The sequence below is a fragment of the Collinsella sp. SGI.241 genome (assembly GCF_050312955.1).
Taxonomy (GTDB): Bacteria; Actinomycetota; Coriobacteriia; order Coriobacteriales; family Coriobacteriaceae; genus Collinsella.
This window is the reverse complement of sequence record NZ_JBNPKM010000006.1, coordinates 46,055-72,955: the sequence shown is the minus strand read 5'-3', so window position 1 is coordinate 72,955 and position 26,901 is coordinate 46,055. Positions and strand designations below refer to the sequence as shown.

The window sequence follows — 26,901 nt, the reverse complement described above, 5'->3', positions numbered from 1 at the left end:
TGAATGGCTTAGCAGTCGATGACGTGCAGGTCGTGCGGGGTCTTGGTGAAGGGCTCATAGCCGTTCTCGGTGACAACACCGTAATCCTCCAAGCGCACGCCGCCCACGCCGGGCAGGTAGACGCCGGGCTCCATGGTGACAACCGAGCCGACCTCGATGATGTTCTTGCTGCGGTTGAAGTTGGGCAGCTCGTGGATGTCGATACCGACACCATGGCCCAGGCCATGGTTGTAGTAATCGCCATAACCGGCATCGCCGATGATCTTCTTGGAAAGCTTGAAGATATCGTTACCCTCGACGCCCGGATGGATAGCGGCGACGCACTCCTCGTGGGTGCGGCGCACGAGCTCGTACAGGTCGAGCTGTTCCTGCGTGGGCTCGCCCATCACGACGGTACGCGTCATATCGGAGCGATAGTCACAGTAGCCCGCGCCATAATCCATGAGGACGAAATCGCCCTTCTCGATGACACGGTCGCTTGGAACGGCATGCGGGTTGGCGGTGTTGGGACCGCTCGCGACGATGGAGCCAAAGGCCAAGCTGTCGGCACCGTTGGCGAACATAAAGTTCTCGAGCTCGTTGCGAACCTGCTTCTCGGTCATACCGGGCTTAATAAAGCCGAGCATGTGCTGGAAGGCGGCATCGGTGATCGACTGCGCGTGTCGCATGAGCTCGATCTCCTCGGCATCCTTGATGGCGCGCATCTTACGAATGTCGTCATGCATCAGCGGCAGCATGCAGGCGACGGAGCGATCCTCAAGACCACGCTGAATACCCTGGTAAAAGTTAATCTGCATGTCATCCTCGACGGCGCAGACGCGACACTTGTTGGCCGCGATCTTGCCGGCAACCCAACCGGGGATGGTGCCCTCGTCCATGTCGTAGACCCAGGGGCTGCCGGCGGGCGTGTTCTCCTCAAAGCTATTGAGATAGCGCGAGTCGGTATGGAACAGGCATTGATCGGCCGTAATAAATGCGGCGTGCGGAAACTCGAAGGTGTAATCGAAGACGCCCTTCACACCCGTGAGCCAACGGAGGTTGGCCTCATCGCGCACGACGATAGCATCGTAGCCGCGCTCGACCATCAGGGCACGGACACGCTCGATACGACCGGCAGGACCGGCAGCAAACTCAGACATTCAGATTCCTTTCTTATTGTCCTCAAAAAGAGCAGGACGGGCTTCAAACGAATAGCCGAACCACAAGCGATTCGCAACCGATTGAAAACCCGTCCCTCAAAATGATACGAAAGACGATGGATGTCAATAAAGTTAAAAAAGTTCCTTGCGAGAAGCCAGATACGCCTGCGCATGGCGTTCGAGAATCTCGTCCTCGACATTTGTCAGGCGAATGGCGCCGAGCGCCGCGGGCAGCGGCAGCATGCTGCGGTTTGAGCGAGCAAACTGCTGCTTGCGGAACTCCTCGATAAACGCGGTGGGCTCCAAGTCGAAGGCAAGCTCTTCGATGCCAAAGTCCTCCAGGCAATCGTCGAGATCAAACACATTGTCGATATCGAAGTCGCAGGCATCATGTGCTAAGCGCGCCTCAAAGCGCATACCCTCGGAAAGGAGCTGATATGCGGGAACGTTAGCCGCGGCCTCGCCCAGGCAGGCGCGAAGGGTGCGCTCCCCTGTCTTACCAAAATCGAGTGCATGGCGAGCACTGGGGTTCGTGGCCATGAGCACATCTTTGCGCGCGGTCTGGGACCACTGCACAGCATTGACGAGCGCGACCTCCTCGCCGGAAAGAATCTCGGGAACAGTCTCGGTAAACTGATTCCAGCGGGACTTGCTGCTCGAAAGCATGGTGCCAACAAGCACCACATAGCCGAGCTTGAGATCCTCGGGGTCCGCCTCGCGAACAAGGTCGAGGTCACACACGACCAAGCCCGATTCGGGACGAAACGCGATAGCGGGAAGCGCATTCGACGAAGAGGCGACGAGCGGCTTCATGGTCGTCGCGACCGTGAGCATGGCGTCGAACGTTGTCGGCAGCAAGGCGCACTCGGTGCGACCGCACCACTGATTAGCACACCAGCTAACAACCGAGCAGGTTGCGGCATCACCAACGGCGACAACCAGATCGTCGCAGGTAATGCCGTTGCCAGATAGGGCGCCAAAGATGGCATCGGCATCGGCCAGCGTGGCACCAGCAGGCGAAATCTCGAGTGGGAGCTGCGACACGACAAAACCGGCATCAACCAGCGCATGCTCGACGACCTCGCCAAAACGCTCTGACGTGGCGTCGTTCCAAACCACCAACGCGCGCTTAGGCTTGCCCACAGCCGAGGCAAACATGCGCGACAGCTCCTCGAACGCGCCCAATCCGACGCGGACATCGACACTGCGGTTTTGGAAATTGATCAGTTGACGGCGAATCATAGCAGCCCACGCTCCAAAAGCATCTCGGCACAAAGGTAGGAAACGTCCTCGAAGGACTTGTTGCGAATATCAAGAGTAATATCGGCGGCCTGGCGATATAGCGGACGGCGATGCTCAAACAGGCGCGCGGCATGCTCGGGCGAACGGAAATCGGGACGCGTGTCGGACCGACGAATCTGGCGAATCGAATCCTCAAAGTCGCCTTCGAGATACACACAGATACCCATCTGGTGCATAAGCTCAATATTCACCGGAGTCTCGACGATACCTCCGCCGCAGGAAACCAGCAGGCTGCGCTCGCTTTGGAGCGAACGGAGCGCCGAGGTCTCGAGCTCACGAAAACGCTCCTCGCCCTCGGTCTCAAAAATCTCGGTCACCGATTTACCGCAACGACGCACGACAAGGCGGTCGGTATCGATAAAGCGACGTTTGAACATAGTGCCCACGTTGCGCGCAAGCGTCGATTTGCCCGCGCCCAAAAAGCCGATAAAGAAGATATGGTCGCAGCCGTGTTTGGTGTGCTGGGACATAGCGAGACCTATTCCTCGCAGGGAAGGTCGCGCAGGGCCCGGCGCTCAAAGATACGGAAGATCTGCGTATACCACAGGTCCTGAGTGGCCTGCGGCTTTACCAGGATGGTATCGACGCCGGCGAAATTGCCGCTCCACACGTCCGTGTAGAGCTGATCGCCGATCAGCACCGCCTCGTCGGCCGTGGCGCCGAGGCGCTTAAGACCCGCCTTGAGGGCAAACGGAGCCGGCTTCATGGCGTGGCTAATGGCCTCGAGTCCCAGCTCGCGTGCCGAGCTCATGACCTGGTCGCGATGCCAGTTGTTAGACACCATGCACAGCTTAAAGCCTTTGGCGCGGGCGGCGTCGAGCCAAGCGGAAACCGCGGAGGGAACCTGCTCGGTGTCGCGCGGCACCAGGGTGTTATCGCGATCGAGCAGAATGGCGCGTTTGCCGTCGGCCCACAGGGTATCAAGGTCGATGCGGTCGACGGATGCAACATATCGTTTGGGGCTGAAAATCCTCATGTTTAATTCCAAGACTGTTGGTGCTCTTCGTAGGTTTGCGAGAAGTACTCCTCGTCCTGCGTAATGTAGAAATACAGGTCATCGGAGTCGGTCGGCTCAAGCGTGGCCTTGAGTGCCTCGAGCGACGGGGAGCAGATGGGCGTGGGTGGCAGACCCTCGTGCTTATAGGTGTTATACAGGCTATCGCTCTGCAGGTCATCGGCGGAAACCTCGCCACCGGTGACATACATCATGGTCGCATCGCTGTTGAGATAACGCAGACCGTCGAGCTTGCCGGCAAGGCGGTTGTAGAAGACCGAGGCGACATGTGCGCGCTGCTCGGCGTTGAGACCCTCGCGCTCAACGATGGAAGCGAGATTGATGATGTCGTAATCGGACATCTCCACGCCGTAACGCTCTTTGATCTTGGCCTCGCACCCGGCAAAATCGAGAGACTTGTACTCGGTGTTGAACTGATCGAGCATGGCGCGGATAACGTCATCGGCGCTCGGGTCCTTGCCCAGCGAATAGGTCTTGGGGAACAGAAAACCCTCGAGCGAATCGTTGGCGGCGCCCTTAAGGAAGCTATAGTCGTCCACGTAGTTGGAGGCCTTGGCCTGGTTGAGGAAGTCTTCCTTAGAGATGCTGTCGTAGGCCTGGGCCACACGGTCGGCGACTTGATCGACCGTTAGACCCTCGGGAATAGTAAGCGCATTGGAGCCCGCATTGGGGCCTTCCATGAGCTGCTGAACAACCTTGGTCGCATCCATGAGTGTGGTGAACGAATAATCACCAGGCTTGAGCGACATATCGGCGTTGAGCTTTTTCACCGCCGCATAGTAATCCTTGGGATTTTCTACGATATGGTTCTCGGAGAGAATCGAGGCGATGGTGTCGCCCGAAGCACCGTCGGGAATGGTCACCGTAACCTGCTGACCAGCCGTAACCTTCGTATCCTCACCGGCAAAGAAGCCCTTGACGGCCGGCACGACAAAGAAAGCGATCACAGCAAGCGCGAGCACCGCCACCACAACGCCGATGATCATGGGAACCGGAGAACTCTTCTTTTGAGCACCGCGTCGAGCACGCGTGTCGTAGCTCGAGCGGGTCGCCGGAGCAACGCCATGCAAACCGCGAGCATGATGCGAATGCGATTGGGTAGCCTGCGTTCGCCGGACAGGTGCCTGCTGCTTAAAGCGGGTACCGCCTGCAGGCTGGGCCGTACGAGCAGTGGGCTGCTGAGCCGCGCGAGAAGCCGGATGCTGAACCGAACGAGCAGAAGGCTGCTGACCCGTCCGTTGAGCAGGTTGGGCCGAACGAGCGAAGGACTGCACCGGGCGCGCGCCAGGCTGAGCTGCGCGCTGCGTCGGCTGTGCCGGACGCTGGCCAGGCTGGGCAGGGCGTGACGCGGTCTGACGTGTACGATTCGGCTGGCGCGGATCGGAAGCGCTAGGCATGCGAAACCTCCTCGTTTTTACGATCGAGCCACGTCTGCAAAAACAGGCTGGCGGCAATCATGTCAATCTTGCCCCTCATCTGCTTTTCGTTGAGGCCCTGCTCGCGCAAGATACGCTTTGCCTCTTGCGAGGACAGACGCTCGTCCTCAAACTCCAACGGAAGATCGAGCTCGTCGGCGATCTTTTGTGCCACGGCGGCAACGCGCTCAGCCTGGGGGCCGGGCTCGCCGGCCATGGTCAAGGGACGTCCGCTTACCAGGATGTCGGGATCATAGTCCTCGACCAGGTAACGGAACGTCTTGGCCATACCGGTGACCTCAGCGGCCGGAAGCACCTTGACGGGCATCGCCATCTTGCCATCACGGCTCGAGACGGCAATGCCAATCCTGGTCTCCCCTATGTCCAGCGCGAGCGCGACCACAGCGACTACTTCGGTTCTTAGGCGCCCAGCGCGGACTTGGCGGCCGCGAGGGCATCGGCGATACCGGCGGCGTTCTTGCCACCGGCCTGGGCCATGTTGGGACGGCCGCCACCGCGACCATCGACCAGGCCCGCGATCTGCTTGATCACGTTGCCGGCGTGGAAACCGGCCTTGACGGCGTCATCGGAGCCGGCGGCGAGCAGCGCCGGGGTGCCCTTCTCGGTCACGCTGGCGACGACGCAGGCGACAGGGCCGGCGACCTTCTGGTGCACGGTATCCCAGACGTTGCGCAAATCGGTTGCCTCAAGGCCCTGGAGCTCAGCGACGACGAGCTTGTAGCCATCGAGCTCGACAGCGCCGTCGATGGCACTGGAAATGGCGTCGGAGGAGCCACCGGTGAGCGCCTTCTTGAGCTTGCCGGCGGTCTCGCGCAGCTCGGCCTGCAGGTTCTCCACGCGGGCGGGAACCTCGTCGACGCGGCACTTGAGCGCAGCGGCAGCGGCGTCGACGAGTGCCAGGCGGTCGGCCATGTAGTCGAGGGCACCCTTAGAGGTCACGGCCTCGATACGGCGGACGTTGGAGCCCGTGGAGGACTCGGAAATGATCTTGAACAGACCGATCTCGGCGGTGTTGGCGGCATGGGTGCCACCGCAAAGCTCACGGGAGAACGGCTGGTCCTCGGCGCCCACGGAGACAACGCGGACAACGTCGCCGTACTTCTCGCCAAAGAGGGCGACAGCGCCGGCGGCCTTGGCCTCGTCGATGCCCATGACGCGGGTAACGACCGGCTTGGAAGCGAAGATCTGCTGGTTGACCAGGTCCTCGACAGCCTTGAGCTGCTCGGAGGACAGGGCCTCAAAGTGCGTGAAGTCAAAGCGAAGGTGCTCGGGCGTCACCAGCGAGCCGGCCTGGGAGACATGCTCGCCCAGGACCTGCTTAAGGGCGGCGTCGAGCAGGTGCGTAGCGGTGTGGTTGCGGCGCAGGAAGCCACGGCGCTCGGCGTCGAGCGCGGCGGTCACGGTGGCACCGACGGTCAGCGTGCCCTCGGCAACGTGGGCGACGTGGGCATACAGGCCGTTGTGGTTCTTAGTGTCGGCAACAGTCAGCGTAACGCCCTCGGCGGATAGCTCACCGGCGTCGCCCTGCTGGCCACCCATCTCGGCATAGAACGGGGTGCGGTCGAGCACAACCTCGACATCTTCGCCGGCGGCAGCAGACTCAACGGACTCGCCGTTGCGAACAATGGCGACAACCTTGGCGCCCTCGATGACGTCGTTGTCATAGCCGTCGAACTCGGTCGCGGCGACTTTGTCGGAAAGCTCGACCCACACGTCGTTGAAGCTGCCCCAGGCGTCGCCCTTGGCATTGGCGCGGGCGCGGGCCTTCTGGTCCTCCATGCAGGCGGTAAAGCCGTCCATGTCGACGTCGTGGCCAGCGGTGCCGGCGATCTCGACGGTCAGGTCGATGGGGAAACCAAAGGTGTCGTGCAGCTTAAAGGCAACATCGCCCGGAAGGACAGCGCCGTCGGCGAGCGCGGCCAGGGCCTCGTCCAGGTAAACGCGGCCGTTGTCGAGCGTCGTGGAGAAGCGCTCCTCCTCGGAGGCGACGATACCCTTGACGAGCGCGACGTTCTTGAGCAGCTCGGGATAGGCCTCACCCATCTGAGCGTTGACCTCGTCGATGAACTTGGTCAGGAAGGCGCCCTCGATACCCAGCAGGCGACCGTGGAACACGGCGCGGCGGAGCAGGCGGCGAAGGACGTACTCGCGGCCCTCGTTACCGGGCAGGATGCCGTCAGAGATCATGAAGTCGACGGCACGGGAGTGATCGGCGATGATACGCAGCGAGCGGCTGGCACCGGAGTAATCGTCGGCGTCATAGGTCTTGCCGCTGATCTCCTCGCCCAGCTTGATGAGGTGCTGCATCAGATCGCCGTCGTAGTTGGCGGTCTTGTGCTGCATGATAGCGGCCATGCGCTCCAGACCCATGCCCGTATCGAGGTTGCGGTGCGGCAGCTCCGGCATGGAGCCGTCCTCCTGGCGGTCGTACTGGGTAAAGACGAGGTTCCAGAACTCCAGGAAGCGGTCGCAGTCGCAGCCGGGCTTGCAGTCGGGGCTGCCGCAGCCGACCTCCTCGCCCATGTCAAAGTAGATCTCGGAGCACGGACCGCAGGGGCCGGTGGGGCCGGCGGCCCAGAAGTTGTCGTCCTCGCCCAGACGCGAGATGTGATCCTCGGCAACGCCCAGAGAGCGCCACACGTCATGGGTCTCGTCGTCCTCGGTAAAGACGGTGAAGTACAGGCGGTCGAGCGGCAGCTTGAACTCCTTGGTGATGAGCTCAAAGGCCCAAGCGCAGGCCTGCTGCTTGGAGACGCCGCCAAAGGAGAAGTCGCCGAGCATCTCAAAGAAGGACAGGTGACGGCCATCCTCGCCGATGCAGTCGATGTCGTTGGTGCGGACGCACTTCTGGCAGGAGATAGCGCCGATCTCCTTCATGGTCTTCTTGCCCTGGTAATACTCCTTAAACTGGTTCATGCCGGCGTTGGCAAGCAGCAGCGAAGGATCGTCGGGGACGAGGGACGAAGAAGGATAGAGCTTAAGACCGCGCTCCTCAAAGAAGTTGAGGAACTTAGAGCGAATCTCAGCCGTAGTCATTGACGGGTAGTCAGCACTCATAGAGGGAATCTCCTCGGTTTCACATCGAAACAGTTCAAACGTAACGATATTACCATCCCACCGCGCAAGTGCAAAAAAGTGGGTCGCCAAACAGCGACCCTCCAGCGAATTTGCACGTTATTGCCTATGAACTTGAACTTGAAATGGCTTACTGCTCATCATCGTCCATGGAACCGTCGATGCCGGTATTGGTATCGTCGTCCATATTGGAATCGTCGTCTTTGGCGAAGGGATTCTTGAAAAAGCCCGTAGCATCGGGCTGAAGGCCCGAGAGCTTGATCCAGGGGTTATCGAGCTCGGGCCTGGGCATGGCCTGGGCCTCGGGCGCAGTCTCGTTACCGATGAGCTCGGACTCATAGATGAACGTATCGTCTCCAAGCGCGTCATAAGCGGCAACCGGGTTGCCCTCGGTATCGCGATAGGGCGTGCCCTTAAACACGGCGCCGTCATATGCCACGAGCTGACGGCCGGTCTCGTTCTCAAAGTAGTAGACGAAAATGCCCTTGAGGGCCGCGCACAGCGGAATGGCGATGACCATGCCGATGGGACCCATGAGTGCCGAACCAATAACGAGGGCCGTCAGGCTCATGATGGGATGCACCTGCACCGAGCTCTGCATGACCTTAGGCGAAATGACGTTGTCGGTGACATTTTGTGCCACCATGGTCACGACCAAGGTCCATAACGCCAGCATCGGGCTGAACATAAAGCCGAGCACCGTGGCGATCGCCGCGCTCACCCAGGGGCCAATAACCGGGACCAAGTGCATAATGCCCGTAAAGATGGCCATGAGTGCCGCGTAGGGATGGCCAATGAGCGTAAAGCCGATAAAGGCGAGGATGCCACCGCAGATGGACGTCACGACCATGCCGCGCATATAACCGCCGACCGAGCGCGAAAGAATCGCGACCATAAAGCGGTACGAGGTCTCCTTTTCCTGACCAATGATGGTGCAGACCTCGTGGTGCATACGGGGATAGTCGCAGGCCAACCAATAGGCAAGCACCAGACCGAGGAAGATGACGAACAGCTGTGAGGCCGTATTGGTAATGAACGGGAATACACCGCGACCAAGCTCGGCGGCAATCTGAGATACATACTTGGACGCCACGGTAACCAGCGAAGAAAGATTATCGTCCAGATACTCTTTGAGCGGCGTGTTGTTGAGCGTCTTGGCATGCGAGACCATCTCGTTGAGATCACCGCCCGCAACACGAAGCTGCTCAGGCAGGCGACTCAGGACTTCCATGATCTGGCCAAAGAGAATCGGCGACAAGATACAAACGACACCGACGAGCACAGCAACGACCACAATAAGCGCGATAAGCGAACCAACGCCACGGTTGACGCCGTGACGCTCGAGCCAGTTAGTGATCGGCGACATCACAAAAGCGATGATGGAACCAACAGCTAGAAACTCGATAACCGGCGCCAAGATACCCATAAGGTTAAAGATGACGGCGGCGATGACAATGCAGCCGACGACGGCCCAAATGCGAAGCGTCAGAATACGGGTATCGCGCAGCGCGCGATCGGTTTGTTGGGGGTGTTCACTCATGAACGAACCATCACTCCGTCGGGGTCGATCTTGTCCTGAACCTTCTTAAGGGTACGGCGCAGCAGGCGCGAGACCTGCACCTGCGAGATACCCAGCTTCTTGGCGATCTCGATCTGGGTCATGCCCTTTACGAAACGCAGCTCGATAACCTCGCGCTCGCGCGGCGAGAAATCGCGGATGGCCTCCTCAATCACCAGGCGGTCATCGGTAAAGTCGAGCTCGTTGTCGTCGTCGGCGTAACGGTCGAGAATTGAAGGCGCGTCGTCAGAATCGGACGCACCGGGGGCCTCGATGGGCACCGAGGTATAGGCCGAGGACGATTCCATGGCCTCGAGCACCTCGTCAACGGTCACGTCTAGGTACTCAGCGATTTCCTCCACCTTAGGCGAGCGCTGCAGCTCGTTAGTGAGCTTGTCGGTGGCCTGGTTAACCTTGGCAGAGAGCTCCTGTAGGCGACGCGGAACGCGCACACTCCAACCCTTGTCGCGGAAGTGACGCTTGATCTCACCCAGGATGGTGGGCGTGGCAAACGTGGTGAACTCAAGTCCGCGCTCAGGGTCAAATCGGTCGATAGCCTTGAGCAAACCCAGATAGCCGACCTGCATGAGGTCGTCGAGCGGCTCGCCGCGATTCTTAAATTTGTTGGCAAGAAACCTTACCAGGTTCATATGGGACATGACGAGCTGCTCGCGGGCGTCCGGATCACCGGTCTCTTTGTAGCGACGAAACAGCTCGCGGGTTTTCTCCTTGTCCCAAGCGGTCTTACCGCTCCGGGAACGTTCGGTCATATTAGATATCCGCCTTGAGATCGAGGGAAAGCGTCAGAGGCGCCGCAGTCTTTTCGTAGGAATCGCACACGCTTGCCAGAATGAGCTCGGCATATACGGCGGCCTGGTCATCCTCATCGACAGTCGCCTGGTCGCCAAAGGTGAAGGTCATGCCCACGTGAGACTCGTCGACATCGAATTTGATCGAGATAACGTCAGAATCAACGGCCGTGCAGCCAAAGATGAAGGCCTCCTCGGCAGCCATACGAATGTCCTCGATGCGATCGACGGACATGGAACACAGCGCGCCGACATTAGCCGCCGTCATGCGCACCAAGCGTGCCAGACGCGGATCCCCGGCAACAGTCAGCGTGATAGAGCAAGTTGCTTCACTACTCATCGCAGGACTCCTCGGAGGTCTCGGCGGGCGTGTAGGTGTAATACCGGGCTGCTTTAGCAGCAGGCTTCTGTGCATCATCGTCACCAGCAGCGGCATCGTCCCCGGCTTCGCCAATCAGGACACGCTCGGTCGGCTGCTCGGCTTCGGCGGCAACGGAAAGATTATGCTCGGCGTCGACCGCGGGAGCCTTCACCTTGTTAAAGAGTTTCTGAACGGCACCGGCCGCAGAGTCGGTCACACTCGACACGGCATTGCTGGCCTCGGCCATGCTGCCCGTAACCTCGGAAATGTCGCGAACCACGGCTTCGACCTCTACGAGATTGGAGGTAAGGGCGTCGACGGCGGTCTTGCTCGACTTGAGGAGCGGCTCTACCTGCGCCAGCGCGGGGGTGAGCTCATCGACGGCGCCATCGAGCTTTGCTACCACGGGCTGAGCCTCGGCGATGGTGTTGTTAAGGTCGCTCACCGTCTTGTCGAGCGAATCAACGACAGTGCGGGTCTTTCGCAGCGTGAGCGCGAGCTCGATGACAGCCCACACGCCGGCAACGGCGAGCAGCAGCAGGGCGATTTGGATGGGACTCATACAAGCCTCCCGAAGGAATCGAAATACAGACGCTGTTCATGGTACCCCAAAGGGGACCGAACATGCCAAAAGCAGCAACGTGAGACAAAATTACCAGCAGCTACATCGGTGCATTCCCGCTACGGTCGCGCTCGCTTTGCTCTACACGCCACTCTTCCCAGCCGCGGCCGGCAGGCTGCCAAAACGCACCGCGCTCCAGCCCCTCGGGCAAATAGCGTTGATCGACCCAGCCTTCGGGATAATCATGCGGATACTTATACACACCGTATTCGTCACTGCCCGGGCGATGACGATCGCGTAGATAGCTCGGCACCTCGCGCAGCCCACTTGAATGAATATCGGCCAACGCCGCATCAATCGAGGCCTCACACGCGTTGGATTTTGGCGCCAAGCACACATAGAGTGCAGCCTGAGCCAGATTAATGCGGCACTCGGGATAACCGATGACCTCGGCAGACTTAAACGCGGCATGCGCCACCAATAGCGCCTGCGGGTCGGCATTGCCAACATCCTCAGAAGCCTGAATCATAATACGGCGAGCGATAAACTTAGGGTCCTCCCCCGCATCGATCATGCGCGCGAGCCAATAGATTGTGGCATCGGGGTCGCTGCCGCGCATAGACTTAATAAACGCGCTGATGATGTCGTAGTGCATGTCGCCGTTTTTGTCATACGAAAAACCACGGCGCGGATTGGCAATCTTTACGTCATCCACGGTAATGGGATAACGCTCCCCCGCCGCCGGCGCTGGCGTTCCCTCGGTATCGGGACGAGTGACGGCAATCTCGCTCGCAAGCTCGAGCGTCGTGAGTGCCGAGCGAGCGTCACCCGCAGCCAGCGTGCAGATGGTCTTAACCGTATCCTCATCGGCCGAGAACTTGCCGTTCAAACCCTGCGGCGCCTCGAGCGCACGCTCGATAAGCGTGGCGATATCCTCGTCCTTTAAATGTTCAAGTTCCACCACGCGACCGCGCGAGAGCAACGCCGAGTTGACCTCGAAGTACGGATTCTCCGTCGTGGCGCCAATCATAATGACGGTACGGTTCTCAACCGCATGCAGCAGGGCATCCTGCTGCGACTTGGAGAAGCGGTGAATCTCGTCGATGAAAAGAATGGTGCGACGGTCGTACGTATTCAGGCGCGTCTTGGCCTCGTCAATCACGCGGCGCAGGTCCTTCACAGTGCCCGTCACGGCGCTGACCTCGACAAACTCGCTCTTGGTATGGTTGGCGATAATGTGGGCCAGCGTCGTCTTGCCCGTACCGGCCGGCCCATACAGAATCACACTCGACAGCACGTCATGCTCAATCGCGGCACGCAACCACGAGCCCTTACCGACGGCCTTTTGCTGGCCCACGTACTCGTCGAGCGAATTGGGCCGCATGCGCACCGCAAGCGGCGCATTCTGAAAGGAACGCTCACGCGTCGAAGCAGAAAAAAGGTCGTCCATAGCCATCCCGTGCATCAATCAAAAACGTTTTCCATGAACAGTATACCGAATATATACGAACTACCGTTCGTTAATATAGGTACGGTGCGGAAACATCAATCCCGGGAACAGCTTGCTCGTGAGCTCGCAAAAATAACCGTCCGTCATGCTCGCAATGTAATCCACGACCGTCTGGTCCTTATCGTCCTGCCATGCATAGGTGCGATCGTAGTAGGAAAGCTGCTGCTCAATGCGAGAAATGTGGTGCTTAAAGATATACGAGGACTCGTCGCCTTCGTTTATATCCCGAAGGCAACGGTCATAGAGCTTTTCGAAGGCCTCGCGCAGCTCCACTTCGGAGTCGCCTTCTATGCCGCCCTTGCTATAGATCTTCTCGTAGTTCTCGCGCTTGGCCCGGCGGATTTCCTCAAACAGGTCCTCGCTCATCTCGATGCGAGGCTTGCCATAGCTATGCTCGACGATATCGATAGAGGCATGCGTAAGGATCCAGCTGTTATATGCACCGCCCAGGTCATCGTCAAAGGCGTCGGGTGACAGCAGGCCCGCCGCAATGGCGTCTTGCCGATCGCGCCCAACGTAGGCAAGGATATCCGAGATGCGAACCACGCAGCCCTCGAGCGTCATGGGGCGCAGGTGCTCAATTGCGCTATAACCCGTGGCAATGCATTCCTCGACGGTTCGGTCGAACTGGTCAAAGGAACCCATGTCCGAAAGCTCAAAAACACGCTGTTCGTACTCGCCGTTGTGGCACAGTACGCCATCGAGCGTCTGGAGCGACACGTTGCGGCCGTACAGCGCGTCGAGCACGCGGACCGACTGCACATTATGGAAAAAATAGCGACCCGTGCGCTCGTGATAGATATCGTTGAGGAAACGCTCACCGGCATGGCCAAAGGGCGTGTGGCCCAAGTCGTGGCCTAAGCCAATCGCCTCGATCAGATCGCAGTTGAGCCCCAGAGCACGCCCGATATCGCGAGCGATGCGCGAGACAAGCTGCACGTGCAGGCCGCGGCGCGACAGATCATCGTTGCTGCGAAAACTGAAGACCTGCGTTTTGCCTGCATAACGTGTGTATGCTGGCAGATGCAGAATCTTTTCGATATCGCGCATAAAGGCCGGACGCATAAGCGTGCCCTCGTCTGCGGACCGATCGACACGGCGGATGGCCTGGTCGTCACCGCATCGATAGGGATTAACGACACCCGAGGCGCGGTCGGCGGCAATGCGCTCGACCAGCTCGGGCGACAACGCCGCGGGAATGCGATCCAGGCGCGCCTTGATGGCGGCTGTCTGTTGATTGATTGCCATGGCATGCTCCTTAAAAAGGGCGCGCAAACGGTTACAGCGTACTACCCACGAACTCGATTATGGCAAATATTGGCACCAAAAACGGCAGCAAAGGCAGCGAGCGCGATTTTACGATGAGACAGGCGGCGGCAAGGGTCAGGAGCGCAACCGCAAACGCGACGACGCCGCCCAGGGGATCGAAGGTGCAAAGGGCAAAGAGCGCCTTGGCATCCCCCATGCCAATGCCGGGGGCATGGCGAAGGCGACGCCAGAGTGACTCAGTAAGCACAAGGGCAAGGTAGACGATGACCGCAAGACCGGCGTGGTCAAGCGCCATGTTAACGCCCTTGTCGAGCCAGACGCCTGCAAACGCCGCCACCGCACACGCGCCGGCAAGCTCATTGGGAAACCGCCGCTCGCGGGTATCAATCACCGCGCCGGCAAAGATGCAAATCCAAAACGGGATATAGAACATCGAAACCCCTCAACTGAGCGCTCAAACGTAAAACCACCGCAAAGGTTCTATCCCCTTTGTGGTGGTTTTGATGGTGGTTATTTGGCGCCCTGCATGACCTCGTCGAGGGTAACGCTTACGGCGTGCTGCGTCGGCACCCAGTCGACCTTCAAGAACAGCGCTGCCACCGTAATGGGGATATAGCTGAACATAAAGATCGGGAAGGTAAACAGGTTGGTTACCAGACGCCACTTTTGCGCGCAGTGAATATGCTTGTATTCAAAGATAGTCGTGAGCAGCGCCAGGATAAAGAAAGTCTGATACATCATAGCGAAGGTCATAATGAGCGAAGCGGCACACGCCTGCATCTCGACTTCGGTAGCCAAGAAACCGTGCGAAAGGCCGCCCACGATGAGGAACGTCGCATTAGCGAGCATCGAGATCAGAGAGAGCAGCATGCCCGGTGCGATCGTCATAAACATGTCGTAGGCGGCAAAGCGATGATAGCGGAAGGTCGATTTGACCAGGTGCTTACCGTACGTAAAGAACACCTGGTAGAAGCCCTTGGTCCAACGCATACGCTGTTTCCAGGATGCCTTAAACGTCACGGGCTGTTCGTCAAAGAACTCCGCCGGCGCATAGCCAATGCGAATGCCGTGAATGGCACAGAACGTGGTGAACTGAATATCCTCGGTCAGCGTGTGGAACTGCCAGCCGTGCATACCCTCGATAACGCTGGCGGAGATGAGGTAGCCCGAACCCGAAACGGCGCAAGACGTCTTACAGATGTTGCGCGCGTTGTTGAGAAAGCGTGCCTCGCGCAGATACCACGTGGCATTAGCTGCCGAGATCCACGAGCTGCCAAAGTTCTTGGAATTGCGATAGCTCGTAACAACATGGAAGCCCTGGTCAAAAGCATCGTTCATCTTGGACACGTAATCGCGGGCGATAACGTTATCGGCATCGAAGATAAAGTAGCCTTCAAACGTATCGGGATACTCGTTAAGGATGCGGTCGAAGCCATAGTCCATGACCCAGCTCTTGCCTTTACGGGCCAAGTCATTGCGCTCATAGACGACGGCGCCCGCCTCGCGCGCGAGCTGCGCCGTGTTGTCGGTGCAGGCATCGGCGACCACGAAGACCTCGATAAGCTCGGACGGATAATCTTGGTCCTTAATGGAGCGCACGAGGTTGGCGATCACGGCCTCCTCGTTATGCGCCGCGATAAAGAAGGCATAACGATGGAGCTTCTTGGCCTTGGGAGGCGCGACCTCACCACGAAGAGCGCCGATGACAAAGAAGACCACCTGGTACAGAAAGCAGACCGTAAGCAGCGTGACGACAATCTGGTTGAAGATCACGATAGGTGTGTTGGTTTGTAAAAAGGCGAGCATGCAGGCTCCCAGGAACGCGTGACGTAAACAACCGTATATCTTACCGCAGGCTTACGGAGTTCAAGAAACCACCTAATACTGGCTAGGCCTCGAGCAGACCGAGCTGAGGGACGATTTCGTTGCCAGCGGCAGTGCGGCCGAGCGAACGCGGGGCCAGATCATCCAGAACCGCCGCAAGATCCCATGGCAGCTCGTCACGGCACTCGATGTGCTCCCCCGTCACGGGATGATCGAACGCCACACGCCAGGAATGCAGGAACTGCCTGGTCAAACCCTGATCGGCACGAGCATCGCACTTGCCATAAAGTGGATCGCCCACGCAGGCGTGGTTGATATGGCGCATGTGAACGCGAATCTGATGCGTGCGGCCGGTAAACAAGTGACACTCGACAAGCGTGTAGCCGTCGTCGAAACGCGTGGAATCAAAGCGCTCAAGGACCTTAAAGGTCGTGATGGCCTGGCGCGCAAAGGGGTCATCGGAAACCGCCATCTTCACGCGGTCACGCGTCGATCGGGCAATACCGGTGTTGATAGTGCCCTCGTCCATGGCGATGTGCCCATGAACGAGCGTAATGTAGCGACGGTCGAGCGTGCGCGTGCGGATGAGATTTTGAAGCGCACGCTGGGTGTCGTCGTCTTTAGCCGCGAGCATAAGGCCCGAGGTATCGCGATCCAGACGATGCACGATGCCGGGGCGGTCCTCGCCCTGCACGGTACCCAGATGGTCGATGCCGCAGTGATAGACCAAGGCATTCGCAAGGGTGCCGCTCTCATGACCATGCGCAGGATGGCACACCAGGCCGCGCTGCTTGGAGAGCACCATGAGATAGTCGTCCTCATAGCGAATGTCGAGCGGGATGGCCTCGGGGATCACGTCGGTCGGGTCATGCGGCTCGGGCAGGTCGACCGAGATGCGGTCACCGGAGTGTACGGCATACTTTTTAGACAGGCAGGTCTCGCCGTTGACGGCAACGGCGCCTCCCTCGATCAGATGCGCGCAGGCAGAGCGCGTGGGACAGCCATCGTTGGCGCCCAGATAGGCGTCGAGACGTTGACCGGCGCAATCGTCGGCAACGAGAATATGGATGTCGGCCATTAGCGCTCATTCCTTTCGCGAATCTTGCGGGCACGCTCCCCACGCTGCTTAGCTTTACGTTTGGCGCGGGCCTCGTCACGGGCGTTGAGCTCGGCGGTCGCATCGACCTCGCGAGCGGCGGGACTCAAGAACATGTATCCGATGAGCGCCAGAACGACACCGGCGGTAATGCCGATATCGGCCACGTTAAAGACGGGGAAATCAATGAAGGTAGTGGCAATAAAATCAGTCACAAAGCCCATGGCCAGGCGATCAATCGCGTTGCCGATGGCGCCGCCCGCAACCATGGCCATACCCACGACCTCTAGGCGAGCGAGCTGAGGAGCACGGAGCAAGTACACGGCAATGGCGGCAATGGCCGCAAGCGCCAGCACGGCAAACGCTATGCCATGGCCCTCGCCCATGCTAAAGGCAGCTCCGATATTGCGGACAAACACAAAATCGATCACGCCGGGGATAACAGTCATATGCAGGGTATCGCCCACGGCACGAACCGCAAGCTTGGTCAGCTGGTCAACAAGCAACACAAAGAGCGTCACCCCACCAGCAACACCCAACCGCCAACGCAAAGGCGGCGTCATATCCGCACCACGACCCAAATCAATCCCCTACCCTCAAAACAATCGAATTCCATTTAACGCAAATAACCATCTTATATTGCCATACGCAGAACGCACGACATATCCACCAATGCGACAAAGGGGCTGTCCCCTTGTCCCTTCACCGGGCAGTCTTTTTGGGACGGGGCTTTTTTAGCTACCCAGTCCAGCGCTTTCGAAGATTAAGTCCTTATTTGAGGTAGGGCAGCTAAAAAAGCCCCGTCCCAAAAAGACTACCGATAGCGAAAACCCGCCAGAGCGAGCAAGGTGCCTTGAAGCGAAGCGGCATAGACCTTCTGGTCATGCCGCCGAAGCTGAAAGGCAGATTGCCGCTCTGGCGGGTTTGCAGCGTCAACCTGTTACGCGGTTTGGTAAAACCGCGTAACTACAAGGCATTCGCGCAGCGCTCGCAGATATGCGCGTGACCGTTGTACTCGCCGACGGTGGTGCGATAGTTCCAGCAACGGTCGCAGCACTCGCCCTCGGCGGCCTCAATAGCGACGGAAAGCTCCTCGCCCTGGGTTAGCTCAACATCGGAGACGATGTAGAACTCGGCCAGATCGACGGCCTTGTCGCCGGTCAGCAGCGCATACATCTCGGCGGGAACGACCGCCTTGACGCGGACCTGCTGGCTCTTGGTGAAGGTGCCGGCGGAGCGGGCATCCTCAAGGGCCTTGGTCACAGCGCTACGGAGCTCGAGCGAGGCCTCGAGCACGCCCTCGAACTCATTGGCCTCGTCGACCGTGATGGGCGACTTGTACCAATCGAGCAGCGCGGCGTACTTCTGGTGATCGACGCAGCCGGCGGGCGCATAGGCCATGGCCTCGTCGACCGTGTAGGACAGGATCGGCTGCAGGTCGCGCATGAGCATCGAGAAGAGCTCAGCGAGCACGGTCTGGGCGCTGCGGCGCTCGAGCGAGCCGGGCTTGTCGCAGTACAGACGGTCCTTCAGGGCGTCGAGGTACACGTTGGAAAGCTCGGTAACCACAAAGTCGTAGAGCGCACGGTAGGCGCGCGGGAACTCGTAGCTGGCGTAGGCGTCGTCGACCTCGGCCTGGACCTGGGTCAGACGGGCAACCATGAGCTTGTCGAGCGGCAGCAGGTCGGCAAAGGCGACGCCGTCGGTCTCGGGCTCAAACTGACCCTCGAGCTCGGAGAGCAGGAAGCGCAGCGTGTTGCGGAAACGACGGTAGGCATCGGACGTACGAGCAAGGATCTCGTGGTCGATGGAGACGTCGGAGCTGGTATCGACCGAGGCGACCCACAGGCGGATGATATCGGCGCCCATCTCGTCGCAGACCTTGTTGGGGTCGATGACGTTGCCGAGCGACTTGGACATCTTGCGGCCCTGGCCATCGAGCGTGAAGCCCTGCGAGACGACCGCCTTGTACGGAGCGTGGCCGTTGGCACCCACCGAGGTGAGCAACGAGCTCTGGAACCAGCCGCGGTGCTGGTCGGAGCCCTCGAGGTACACATCCGCCGGGTACTCAAGCTCGGGGCGATACTCGCAGACGGCCTTCCAGGACACGCCGGAGTCCCACCACACGTCGAGGATGTCCTTATCGGCCTTGAGGTGATGGCCGCCGCACTTGGGGCAGGCGCAAGCCTCGCCCAGGTAGCTCTCGGGAGCGTCGGTGAACCAGGCGTCGGAGCCCTTCTCGTGGAAGAGCTTGATGACGGCGTCGAGCGTGGCGTCGTTCATGACCTTCTCGCCGCAGTCGGCGCAGGTGTAGCTGGGGATAGGCACGCCCCAGTTGCGCTGACGGCTGATGCACCAGTCGGGACGCTGCTCGACCATGGCACCGATGCGGTTGGCCGCGTGGGCCGGATACCACTTGACGTTCTCGCGGATCTCTTTGCCAGCCTGCTCGCGCAAACCGGTCTTGTCCATCGAGACAAACCACTGGTCGGTAGCACGGAAGAGCACCGGGTGCTTGCAGCGCCAGCAGTGCGGATAGCTGTGCGTGATCTTCTTCTCGAGGACCAGGGTGCCGCGCTCGCGCAGGAACTCGATGATGTGCGGATTGGCCTCGTCGGTATCCATACCGCTGAAGGGGCCACCGGTACCAAACTCCTCGCCGGTGTAGAACTTACCGTCGTCATCGACCGGCATGCAGATATCGGTGATGCCCTCCTTGAGGCAGGCGAAGTAGTCGTCAACGCCATGGCCGGGCGAGTTGTGGACGATACCGGTACCGTCATCGACACCGACGTAATCGGCCAGCAGCGCCACGCCCTCGACACCGTCAAAGATCGGCTGCTTGTAGTGGATGTGGTGGAAGGTCTCAGCGGGAACCACATAGGGCTTACCGTCGACCATGACCGGGGTGTACTCCCAGCCAAACTCCTCACAGCACTTGGGAGCCAGGTCCTCGAGCATGACCTCGGCACGGCCATCGTGCTCAACGGCAACATAGGCGGCGCCGGGCTTAAGGGAAACGGCCTGGTCGGAGGGGATGGTCCACGGCGTGGTCGTCCAGATGATGAAGTCAACCGGGCCGTCGAAGTTCTCGAGACCGGCAGGCTTAGTGGTCATCTCAAAGCGCACGAAGATGGACGGGCTCGTCTCGTCGGAGTACTCGATCTCGGCCTCGGCCAGCGCGGTGTGGCAGTGCTTGCACCAGTGGACGGGCTTATGACCGCGATAGATCATGCCCTTGTCGAACATGGCCTTGAAGACCTCGATGTCGGCGGCGTCATGCTGGTGATAGAGCGTCAGATACGGGTTGTCCCAGTCGCCAAGCACACCCAGGCGACGGAAGCCGGCCTTCTGCAGCTCGATGTTCTCGACAGCAAACTTATTGCAAAGCTCGCGGATCTTAGCCGTGGAGGTCTGGTTGAACTTCTCGGTGCCGAGCTTCTCCTCGACCTTGTGCTCAATCGGCTGACCGTGGCAGTCCCAACCGGGGACATAGGGAACCTCATAGCCCTGCATCATCCAGTAACGATTGATCATGTCCTTAGAGATCTTGTTCATGGCGTGGCCGATGTGGATCGGGCCGTTGGCATACGGAGGGCCGTCGTGCAGCACGAACTTCTTGTGACCCTTGTTCTTCTTTAGAACTTGCTCGTAGACGTTGTTGTCCTGCCAGTCCTTGAGTCGCTTGGGCTCGGACTTGGAAAGACCGGCACGCATGGGAAAACCGGTCTTGGGCAGATTCATCGTCTGCTTGTACTCGTTTGCCACGGTACCCCTTTCTTGTCATGGGCGCGCACGCCCTCTGGGCACCAAAAAAGCGCCCGTCCCTGCAAGCTGGGACGAAGCGCCACAAGACAGGCAGTCTGCCCGTAAAAGCTCTTCGCTTAACCACCCAGCTTAGATGCCCTCGCCCGCGTCGCCGCGCGCTCGCATCCGTTACTCGGCTGGCCTGTATCGACGACCATCTCGGCGATATCTACTAAGACGTGCCTGCGCGGCACGTCCGTTGGGACCGCAGCTCCGGGGTGATTTTCATCGGTCGCATGCACGGGTTCTCAGCGCTCCCCGCTCTCTGTAGCATGCGGACGGCCGACTACTCGTCCCCATCAACGCTTATGCGGAGTATGCTAGCACGTTCCGCGCCGACGAAAAACCCTCAACACTGGTTTTATACGTTCGAAATTTCTCGCGGCTGTGGACCTTCTCTAGGAGCAAAATACCTGAAAGCACTTTATCGGACGAAAGAAGGTTGCTATGCGCACGATCGGAATGAGCGACTATACCGTCGGCGAGGACTGCTTCGACGAGCTGCCCAGCGCGCTGGCCGAATACGGTGCGACCAAGGTCGCAATCATCGGTGGCAAGCGAGCACTGGCTGCAGCACTTCCCGGCATCGAAGCCGCGCTGGCAGGCACCGGCGTCGAGGTTCTGGAGACGCGCGTCTACGGCACCAACAGCACACGCGCCAATATCGCCAAGGTCGTAAACTCCCCCGCCTGCCAGGAAGCTGACGTGCTTATCGCCTGCGGCGGTGGCAAGGCGCTCGACACCGTCAAGACCGCAGCTATCGAGCTCAAGAAGATCGTCTTTACGGTGCCGACGATCTGCTCCAACTGCTCCGCCGCGACCGCCATTGCCGTTGTCTACAACGACGACGGCTCGCTCGAGGGCTATTCGTACCCCAACCGACCGGCGCACATCTTCATCAACCCCAAGATCATCGCCGAGGCACCGGCAGAGTACTTCTGGGCCGGCGTAGGCGATGCCCTGTCCAAGCAGCCCGAGGTCGAGTACGCCACGAGCGCCGGAAATTTGGAGCACACCGCCGGTCTTGGCCTGGCGCTCGCCCACACCTGCTCCGAGCCGCTGTTTACCTATGGCGTCCAGGGTCTTGAGGACGTGCGCCAGGACCTGTCGAGCGAGGCCGTCAAGCAGATCGCGCTCGACATCGTGGTCAACACGGGATATGTCTCGAACCTGACCAACCAGAACGATTACTACTACAACTCGAGCGTGGCACACGCGTTCTACAACGCCACTTGCAGCATTCCGCGTGAGGGCACCTACCTGCACGGCGAGGTCGTAAGCCTAGGCGTGCTGGTGCTGTTCGCCTACACGGGCGACACCGAGAACCTTGAACGCTACGCGGCCTTTAACAAGCAGATGGGCCTGCCCGTGACGCTTGAGCAGGTCGGGCTTTCCGAGGCCGATATCCCTGCCCTGTGCGAGTACGCGCACGCCACCAACGAGTGGAAGCAGGGTAACCCCGAGCCCTTCACCGACGAGAAGTTCACCGCCGCCATCAAGGCAGCCAACACCTACGGCCACACCCTCCTCGCCTAACCTACCAAAAAGGGACAGGTTTATTTTGGCAGGTTTTATCTGGGCAAACGCCATTGAACATCTGTTGAAATTGTTTAGCTTGCCAGTAAAGGGGGCGACCATCTACTCGATGGCCGCCCCCATTCTTTTGCTATTCCAACATGCTCGGGTCAAATTCACTTGCGGGAATCACGCGATACCCGTGACGCAGCAGTAGGTCGACGAAGACACCGTTACCCGGTGTGAGCGTACCGCTAAAGGTGCCGTCGTAGACGCGACCTGCACCGCACGAGGGACTACGGTCCTGTAAGATGCACGCGGCGATCTCTTCCGGCCCGCCCGCCTGCTCGCACATGTCGAGCGCACGCTCGGCACCCAAGCGAAATTCCCTGTCAACGGACACGCCCTCGCAGGTACGGACCTCGCCGTTCACAATCTCGGACGGCTTGCGCGGTGTGGGCAAGCCACCAAAAACCTCGGGGCATACCAACAGGACCTCGGTTCCCGTTCGCTCGCAAGCCTCGACCAGCTCGCGATGGTAATTATCGAGCCCGTTATACTTGCAGCTCTCGCCCATCAAGCAGGCACTTACCACGATCTTCATATACAACTCTTCCCAAGCAGAACGCCCCATTTGAGGTGAACACTCAAATGGGGCGAAAGCACTGCGCAACTAGTATTACTGCTGCTTTGGCATCAGCGGATTCTCACGCGTGAGGAGATTCATAAACTCCTCGCCCGTGATCGTCTCCTTCTTGTACAGATAACGAGCCAGCTCGTGGAGCTTAAACTTATTCTCCTTCAGGATCTGCAGGGCGCGGTCGTGCGCATCCTCGATCAGCTTGGCGACAATCGCGTCCACGCGCTCGGCCGTACCGGGGGCGCAGGTGAGCGACGTATCCTGGTTAAGGTACGCGTTCTGCACGGTACCGAGCGCCATCATGCCAAACTCATCGGACATACCAAAGCGCGTCACCATGTTACGGGCGAGCTTGGTGGCCTGCTCGATATCGTTGGCGGCGCCGGTCGTCATCTCACCAAAGATGAGCTCCTCGGCAGCACGGCCACCGCAATAGACGGCGAGCTTGTCCAGGATCTCCTGGCGCGTGGTCAGGAAGCGCTCGTCCTCCTCGACCTGCATGGTGTAGCCCAGAGCACCGCTCGTGCGCGGCACGATGGTGATCTTCGTGACCGGCGCAGAGCCCTTCTGGCGAGCGGCAACGATGGCATGACCGATCTCGTGATAAGAAACGACCTGCTTCTCGTGGTCGGACAGCACCGTGGACTTGCGCTGCTGACCGGCGATGACGACCTCAACCGACTCCTCAAAATCGTCCTGCGTGGCGCGCTTGCGACCCTCGCGGACGGCACGCAGGGCGCCCTCGTTGATGATGTTGGCCAGGTCGGCGCCCGAGGCACCGGGCGTGGCGCGGGCAATCGCGGTCAGGTCGATCGGCGGCTGCGTCTTCACGCTCTTGGCGTGCAGCTCAAGAATGTTCTTACGGCCGGTCAGGTCGGGCAGCTCAACGGGGATGCGGCGGTCAAAACGACCGGGGCGCAACAGGGCCGGGTCAAGGCTGTCGGGACGGTTGGTGGCAGCGAGGACGACGATACCCTTGTGGTTATCGAAGCCGTCCATCTCGGTCAGCAGCTGATTGAGCGTCTGCTCGCGCTCGTCGTTGCCACTAAAGCCGCCGCCGTCGCGCTTCTTGCCGATAGTATCGATCTCATCGATAAAGACGATGCACGGGGCCTTTTCCTTGGCCTGCTTAAACAGATCGCGAACCTTGGCGGCGCCGCGGCCGACGAACATCTCAACAAACTCAGAGCCCGAAATACTAAAGAACGGCACACCAGCCTCGCCGGCCACAGCCTTGGCAAGCAGGGTTTTACCGGTACCCGGAGGGCCGACAAGGAGGGCACCGCGCGGCAGCTTGGCGCCAATCTCCTCGTAGCGCTGCGGCTTCTCCAGAAAGTCGACGACCTCCTTGAGGGACTCCTTGGCCTCTTCCTGGCCAGCAACATCCTTAAAGGTCACGCCCACGTCCTTGGAGGCAATCACGCGCGCGCCGGACTTGCCCAGTCCACCGCCGCCAAAACCGCCGCCGCCAAAGTTCATCGACGGGCCGTCATCACCCATGGCCTTCTTCATGCGGCGGTTGAGCCACCAGCCGATCAGGAAGAAAATCGCCATGGGAAGAATGAGGGTGAGCAGGTAGTAAGTCATCAGACCCGAGTTCTTATCGGGAACGACCGACTCAAGCGAGGCGCCAGATTCAAGCACGCGATCGGTAAAGCCCGCATCATTCGGCACACCGGTCGTCTTGTAGGCGATGTTCTCGTCCTCGCCCTTCTTGGTGTAATAAATCGAGTAATCGTCCGTGTTGTACTCGACCTTATCGACGCTCTTCTTGTCGAGCGCTTTGACAAACGTCGAGTAATCGGTCTTCGTAATCTGCTGCGTGTGACCGATGTTGGGGAACAGAACGGTCGAGAGCACGAGGTAGACGACGAAGGCGATGAGCACGTAGAGGATCATATTCCGTCTACGTTTGTTGTCATCCATCTCCATCTGCTTGAACTCCATCTACTGGGGTTGATAATGCTAACTAGAATACCCAACCCGGCCGGCGATAAACCGACACCGGGCACGAAAGGACAGAGATGGCATCACTGGAAGTCGGCAAGGTTCAAATCTATACGGGCGACGGCAAGGGCAAGACGACGGCTGCGCTGGGGCTCGCGCTGCGCGCCACGGGCTATGGACTTAACGTGCTCATGCTTCAGTTTGCCAAGAAGCTGCACTGCGCCGAACATGACGCAGCTCCTCGATTGGGGCTTTGCATCGTACAAGCCGACCGCGACACGCCTGAAGCCTGTGCCGCACAGATCATGGAGCTGGCGCGCGAGCAGATTAGCCAAGTCGACGTGCTGATCTTGGATGAGCTGGGAGAAGCCATGCGACGGGGCTTTGTGACGCGCGAAGATGTCGAAGCGTTAATCGCGATGAAACCAACCACCACGGAGCTCGTGCTCACTGGCCGCGGCTTACTGCCCCTCGCCGACCTTGCCGACCTCGTAACCGAAATGCGCCCCGTCAAACACTACTTCGACGAAGGCCTCCTAGCCCGCCAAGGCATCGAATACTAATTGATCCAAAGGGGACGGAGGAAAACGAATCATCGACATCACCACGGAGAGCAATGATCCGTTTTCCTCTGTCTCATACGGATCATTAGGCAGTGGCGCGGCCTAGCCAGTTGCCGCTGTGGTGGTAGATGGTGAACATCGTGGCCGTGATGAGCCAGGTTACGGGGTAAACCAGCAGCAGGAGCTCAAGCGACGGATCGAAAGGCATGATCGCAAACACCCAGATCACCCTGAGCACGACGGTGCCGAAAATCGTGAGAATCATGGGCTGCAAGCTCACGCCGGCACCGCGAATGGAGCCCGACGCGTTTTCGATAATCGAGAAAATCGCATAGAACGGCGCAATAAAATGGATGATGGTCGTGGTGTAGGCCGAAATCGAAGCATCGTCGACAAACAGACGCGACAGAGGACCCGAGAACACCAGCAGCACGGCAGACAGGCCACCAATGAGCATAAACGACAGCACGAGCGACGTATGGTAGCCCTTGCGCATGCGCTCGTAGTTGCGCGCGCCAAAGTTCTGTGCCGAGAACGTGGTGATCGACACGCCAAGCGCCTCGGTAACCATCCAGACAATGCCATCTAAGCGGCCCGAAAGACCCCAGGCCGTGGTGACATCGGCACCAAACGAGTTGACCGACACCTGAATCAAGACGTTGGAAATCGAATACGCAGCAGACTGAAAGCCAAGCGGCAGACCACACGAGATCATGCTCTTGCAAATACCAGGATCAATGCCGAGCTTGGACAGTGAAAGCCGCCACGCACCCGGTGCGTGCATCATGCGAATCACGATCATCGTGGCGTTGGAGCAAATGGTCAGCGCCACCGCAATGCCGCAGCCCAGAGCCTCCATATGCAGCACGGCAACGAAGATGACATCCAGCACCACATTAACGAGGCAGCCGGAAGCGATGATCACGGCAGGTCCACGCGTGTCGCCCACGGCGCGCAGCAGTGCCGTTCCCATATTGAGCAGCAGCGCCGCAACCATGGCGGCAAAATAGCAACGAGCATAGGCCACACCCTCGGCCAATAGTTCATGCGGCGTATTCATAAGCACCAGCATGGGCTCAACGAACACTATGCCCAGAATCGAGACAACGATACCGCCCACCAGAGCGAGCGTCATGGCCGTATGGACCGAACGACTCAGTCGCTCATCATCGTGCTGGCCAAAATACTGACCCGTAATAACAGCACAGCCGGCTCCAACACCGACGCAAAAACCGATGCAGAGCTCCGTGAGCACCATCGTGGCCTGGATGCCGCCCAACGCGAGCTTGCCGCCAAACTGACCGACGATATAGGTACCGATAAGTGTGTAGGCCTGCTGAAAAAACGAACTAAAAAAGATGGGAACGCACAACGAAAGCAACTGCTGCCAAATAACACCCTGTGTTACATCGATAGCCGTAGATTTCTTAGCCACACGCCCTCCCCACCAGCGCACGTCAAACAACAAAACGT

Annotated in this window: 23 protein-coding genes; 2 read left to right on the top strand and 21 right to left on the bottom strand. The window is 59.4% G+C overall.

Annotated elements, in window-relative coordinates:
* Positions 1-8: 8 nt before the first annotated feature.
* The 18 genes from ACQQ92_RS04195 to ileS form a co-directional block, all read right to left on the bottom strand.
* Positions 9-1,139 (bottom strand): M24 family metallopeptidase, encoded by a 1,131-nt coding sequence (locus ACQQ92_RS04195; protein WP_154515521.1) that lies wholly within the window; start codon positions 1,137-1,139, stop codon positions 9-11.
* Between the two features lie 132 nt (positions 1,140-1,271).
* Positions 1,272-2,381, bottom strand: coding sequence for a hypothetical protein (locus tag ACQQ92_RS04190; RefSeq protein WP_427728164.1), 1,110 nt, complete (start codon positions 2,379-2,381; stop codon positions 1,272-1,274).
* Positions 2,378-2,911: a shikimate kinase gene (locus tag ACQQ92_RS04185; protein ID WP_154515515.1), complete on the bottom strand. Its 534-nt coding sequence runs from the start codon at positions 2,909-2,911 to the stop codon at positions 2,378-2,380. The genes ACQQ92_RS04190 and ACQQ92_RS04185 overlap by 4 nt, the downstream gene beginning before the upstream one ends.
* Positions 2,912-2,919: 8 nt before the next feature.
* Complete coding sequence (locus ACQQ92_RS04180; protein ID WP_427728162.1) at positions 2,920-3,417, bottom strand: YqeG family HAD IIIA-type phosphatase; 498 nt, start codon at positions 3,415-3,417, stop codon at positions 2,920-2,922.
* A gap of 2 nt (positions 3,418-3,419) precedes the next feature.
* Positions 3,420-4,853 (bottom strand): endolytic transglycosylase MltG, encoded by a 1,434-nt coding sequence (gene mltG / locus ACQQ92_RS04175; RefSeq protein WP_427795867.1) that lies wholly within the window; start codon positions 4,851-4,853, stop codon positions 3,420-3,422.
* The gene (ruvX, locus tag ACQQ92_RS04170; RefSeq protein ID WP_427794667.1) at positions 4,846-5,274 is read right to left on the bottom strand and encodes a Holliday junction resolvase RuvX; all 429 of its coding nucleotides are present in this window, start codon (positions 5,272-5,274) and stop codon (positions 4,846-4,848) included. The genes mltG and ruvX overlap by 8 nt, the downstream gene beginning before the upstream one ends.
* Before the next feature lie 17 nt (positions 5,275-5,291).
* Positions 5,292-7,949, bottom strand: coding sequence for an alanine--tRNA ligase (gene alaS / locus ACQQ92_RS04165; RefSeq protein WP_427795866.1), 2,658 nt, complete (start codon positions 7,947-7,949; stop codon positions 5,292-5,294).
* A 148-nt stretch (positions 7,950-8,097) separates the two neighbouring features.
* The gene (locus ACQQ92_RS04160; RefSeq protein ID WP_427795865.1) at positions 8,098-9,507 is read right to left on the bottom strand and encodes an AI-2E family transporter; all 1,410 of its coding nucleotides are present in this window, start codon (positions 9,505-9,507) and stop codon (positions 8,098-8,100) included.
* Positions 9,504-10,295: an RNA polymerase sigma factor SigF gene (locus ACQQ92_RS04155; RefSeq protein WP_427717298.1), complete on the bottom strand. Its 792-nt coding sequence runs from the start codon at positions 10,293-10,295 to the stop codon at positions 9,504-9,506. The genes ACQQ92_RS04160 and ACQQ92_RS04155 overlap by 4 nt, the downstream gene beginning before the upstream one ends.
* A 1-nt stretch (position 10,296) precedes the next feature.
* Positions 10,297-10,674, bottom strand: a complete 378-nt coding sequence (locus ACQQ92_RS04150) for an ATP-binding protein (protein ID WP_154515503.1) — start codon at positions 10,672-10,674, stop codon at positions 10,297-10,299.
* A complete protein-coding gene (locus ACQQ92_RS04145) occupies positions 10,667-11,257 on the bottom strand; it encodes a hypothetical protein (RefSeq protein WP_427795864.1) in 591 nt (196 codons plus the stop codon). Before ACQQ92_RS04145 ends, ACQQ92_RS04150 begins: the two co-directional genes overlap by 8 nt.
* Before the next feature lie 100 nt (positions 11,258-11,357).
* Positions 11,358-12,707 carry a replication-associated recombination protein A gene (locus ACQQ92_RS04140; protein WP_427795863.1) on the bottom strand — a complete coding sequence of 450 codons (1,350 nt, stop codon included), beginning with the start codon at positions 12,705-12,707 and terminating at the stop codon, positions 11,358-11,360.
* A 60-nt stretch (positions 12,708-12,767) separates the two neighbouring features.
* Positions 12,768-14,015, bottom strand: coding sequence for a deoxyguanosinetriphosphate triphosphohydrolase family protein (locus tag ACQQ92_RS04135; protein WP_427795862.1), 1,248 nt, complete (start codon positions 14,013-14,015; stop codon positions 12,768-12,770).
* A 31-nt stretch (positions 14,016-14,046) separates the two neighbouring features.
* Positions 14,047-14,469 carry a prepilin peptidase gene (locus tag ACQQ92_RS04130; RefSeq protein WP_427795861.1) on the bottom strand — a complete coding sequence of 141 codons (423 nt, stop codon included), beginning with the start codon at positions 14,467-14,469 and terminating at the stop codon, positions 14,047-14,049.
* Between the two features lie 77 nt (positions 14,470-14,546).
* Complete coding sequence (locus ACQQ92_RS04125; protein ID WP_154515488.1) at positions 14,547-15,842, bottom strand: glycosyltransferase family 2 protein; 1,296 nt, start codon at positions 15,840-15,842, stop codon at positions 14,547-14,549.
* A gap of 82 nt (positions 15,843-15,924) precedes the next feature.
* Positions 15,925-16,938 (bottom strand): RluA family pseudouridine synthase, encoded by a 1,014-nt coding sequence (locus tag ACQQ92_RS04120; RefSeq protein ID WP_427795860.1) that lies wholly within the window; start codon positions 16,936-16,938, stop codon positions 15,925-15,927.
* A complete protein-coding gene (lspA, locus tag ACQQ92_RS04115) occupies positions 16,938-17,519 on the bottom strand; it encodes a signal peptidase II (protein WP_427795859.1) in 582 nt (193 codons plus the stop codon). The genes ACQQ92_RS04120 and lspA overlap by 1 nt, the downstream gene beginning before the upstream one ends.
* 403 nt (positions 17,520-17,922) lie before the next feature.
* Positions 17,923-20,700: an isoleucine--tRNA ligase gene (ileS, locus tag ACQQ92_RS04110; protein ID WP_427795898.1), complete on the bottom strand. Its 2,778-nt coding sequence runs from the start codon at positions 20,698-20,700 to the stop codon at positions 17,923-17,925.
* A gap of 510 nt (positions 20,701-21,210) precedes the next feature.
* Here ileS and ACQQ92_RS04105 point away from each other — a divergent pair.
* Positions 21,211-22,299 carry an iron-containing alcohol dehydrogenase family protein gene (locus tag ACQQ92_RS04105; RefSeq protein ID WP_427795858.1) on the top strand — a complete coding sequence of 363 codons (1,089 nt, stop codon included), beginning with the start codon at positions 21,211-21,213 and terminating at the stop codon, positions 22,297-22,299.
* A 130-nt stretch (positions 22,300-22,429) separates the two neighbouring features.
* Here ACQQ92_RS04105 and ACQQ92_RS04100 read toward each other — a convergent pair whose 3' ends face one another.
* On the bottom strand, positions 22,430-22,882 hold the full coding sequence (locus ACQQ92_RS04100) for a DUF523 domain-containing protein (protein ID WP_427795857.1): 453 nt from the start codon (positions 22,880-22,882) through the stop codon (positions 22,430-22,432).
* 75 nt (positions 22,883-22,957) lie between these two features.
* Positions 22,958-24,850 carry an ATP-dependent zinc metalloprotease FtsH gene (gene ftsH / locus ACQQ92_RS04095; RefSeq protein WP_195838531.1) on the bottom strand — a complete coding sequence of 631 codons (1,893 nt, stop codon included), beginning with the start codon at positions 24,848-24,850 and terminating at the stop codon, positions 22,958-22,960.
* 92 nt (positions 24,851-24,942) lie between these two features.
* Here ftsH and ACQQ92_RS04090 point away from each other — a divergent pair, with 92 nt between their 5' ends.
* Positions 24,943-25,428 (top strand): cob(I)yrinic acid a,c-diamide adenosyltransferase, encoded by a 486-nt coding sequence (locus tag ACQQ92_RS04090; protein ID WP_154515476.1) that lies wholly within the window; start codon positions 24,943-24,945, stop codon positions 25,426-25,428.
* Between the two features lie 85 nt (positions 25,429-25,513).
* Here ACQQ92_RS04090 and ACQQ92_RS04085 read toward each other — a convergent pair whose 3' ends face one another.
* A complete protein-coding gene (locus ACQQ92_RS04085) occupies positions 25,514-26,863 on the bottom strand; it encodes an MATE family efflux transporter (RefSeq protein ID WP_370450570.1) in 1,350 nt (449 codons plus the stop codon).
* Positions 26,864-26,901: the final 38 nt, after the last annotated feature.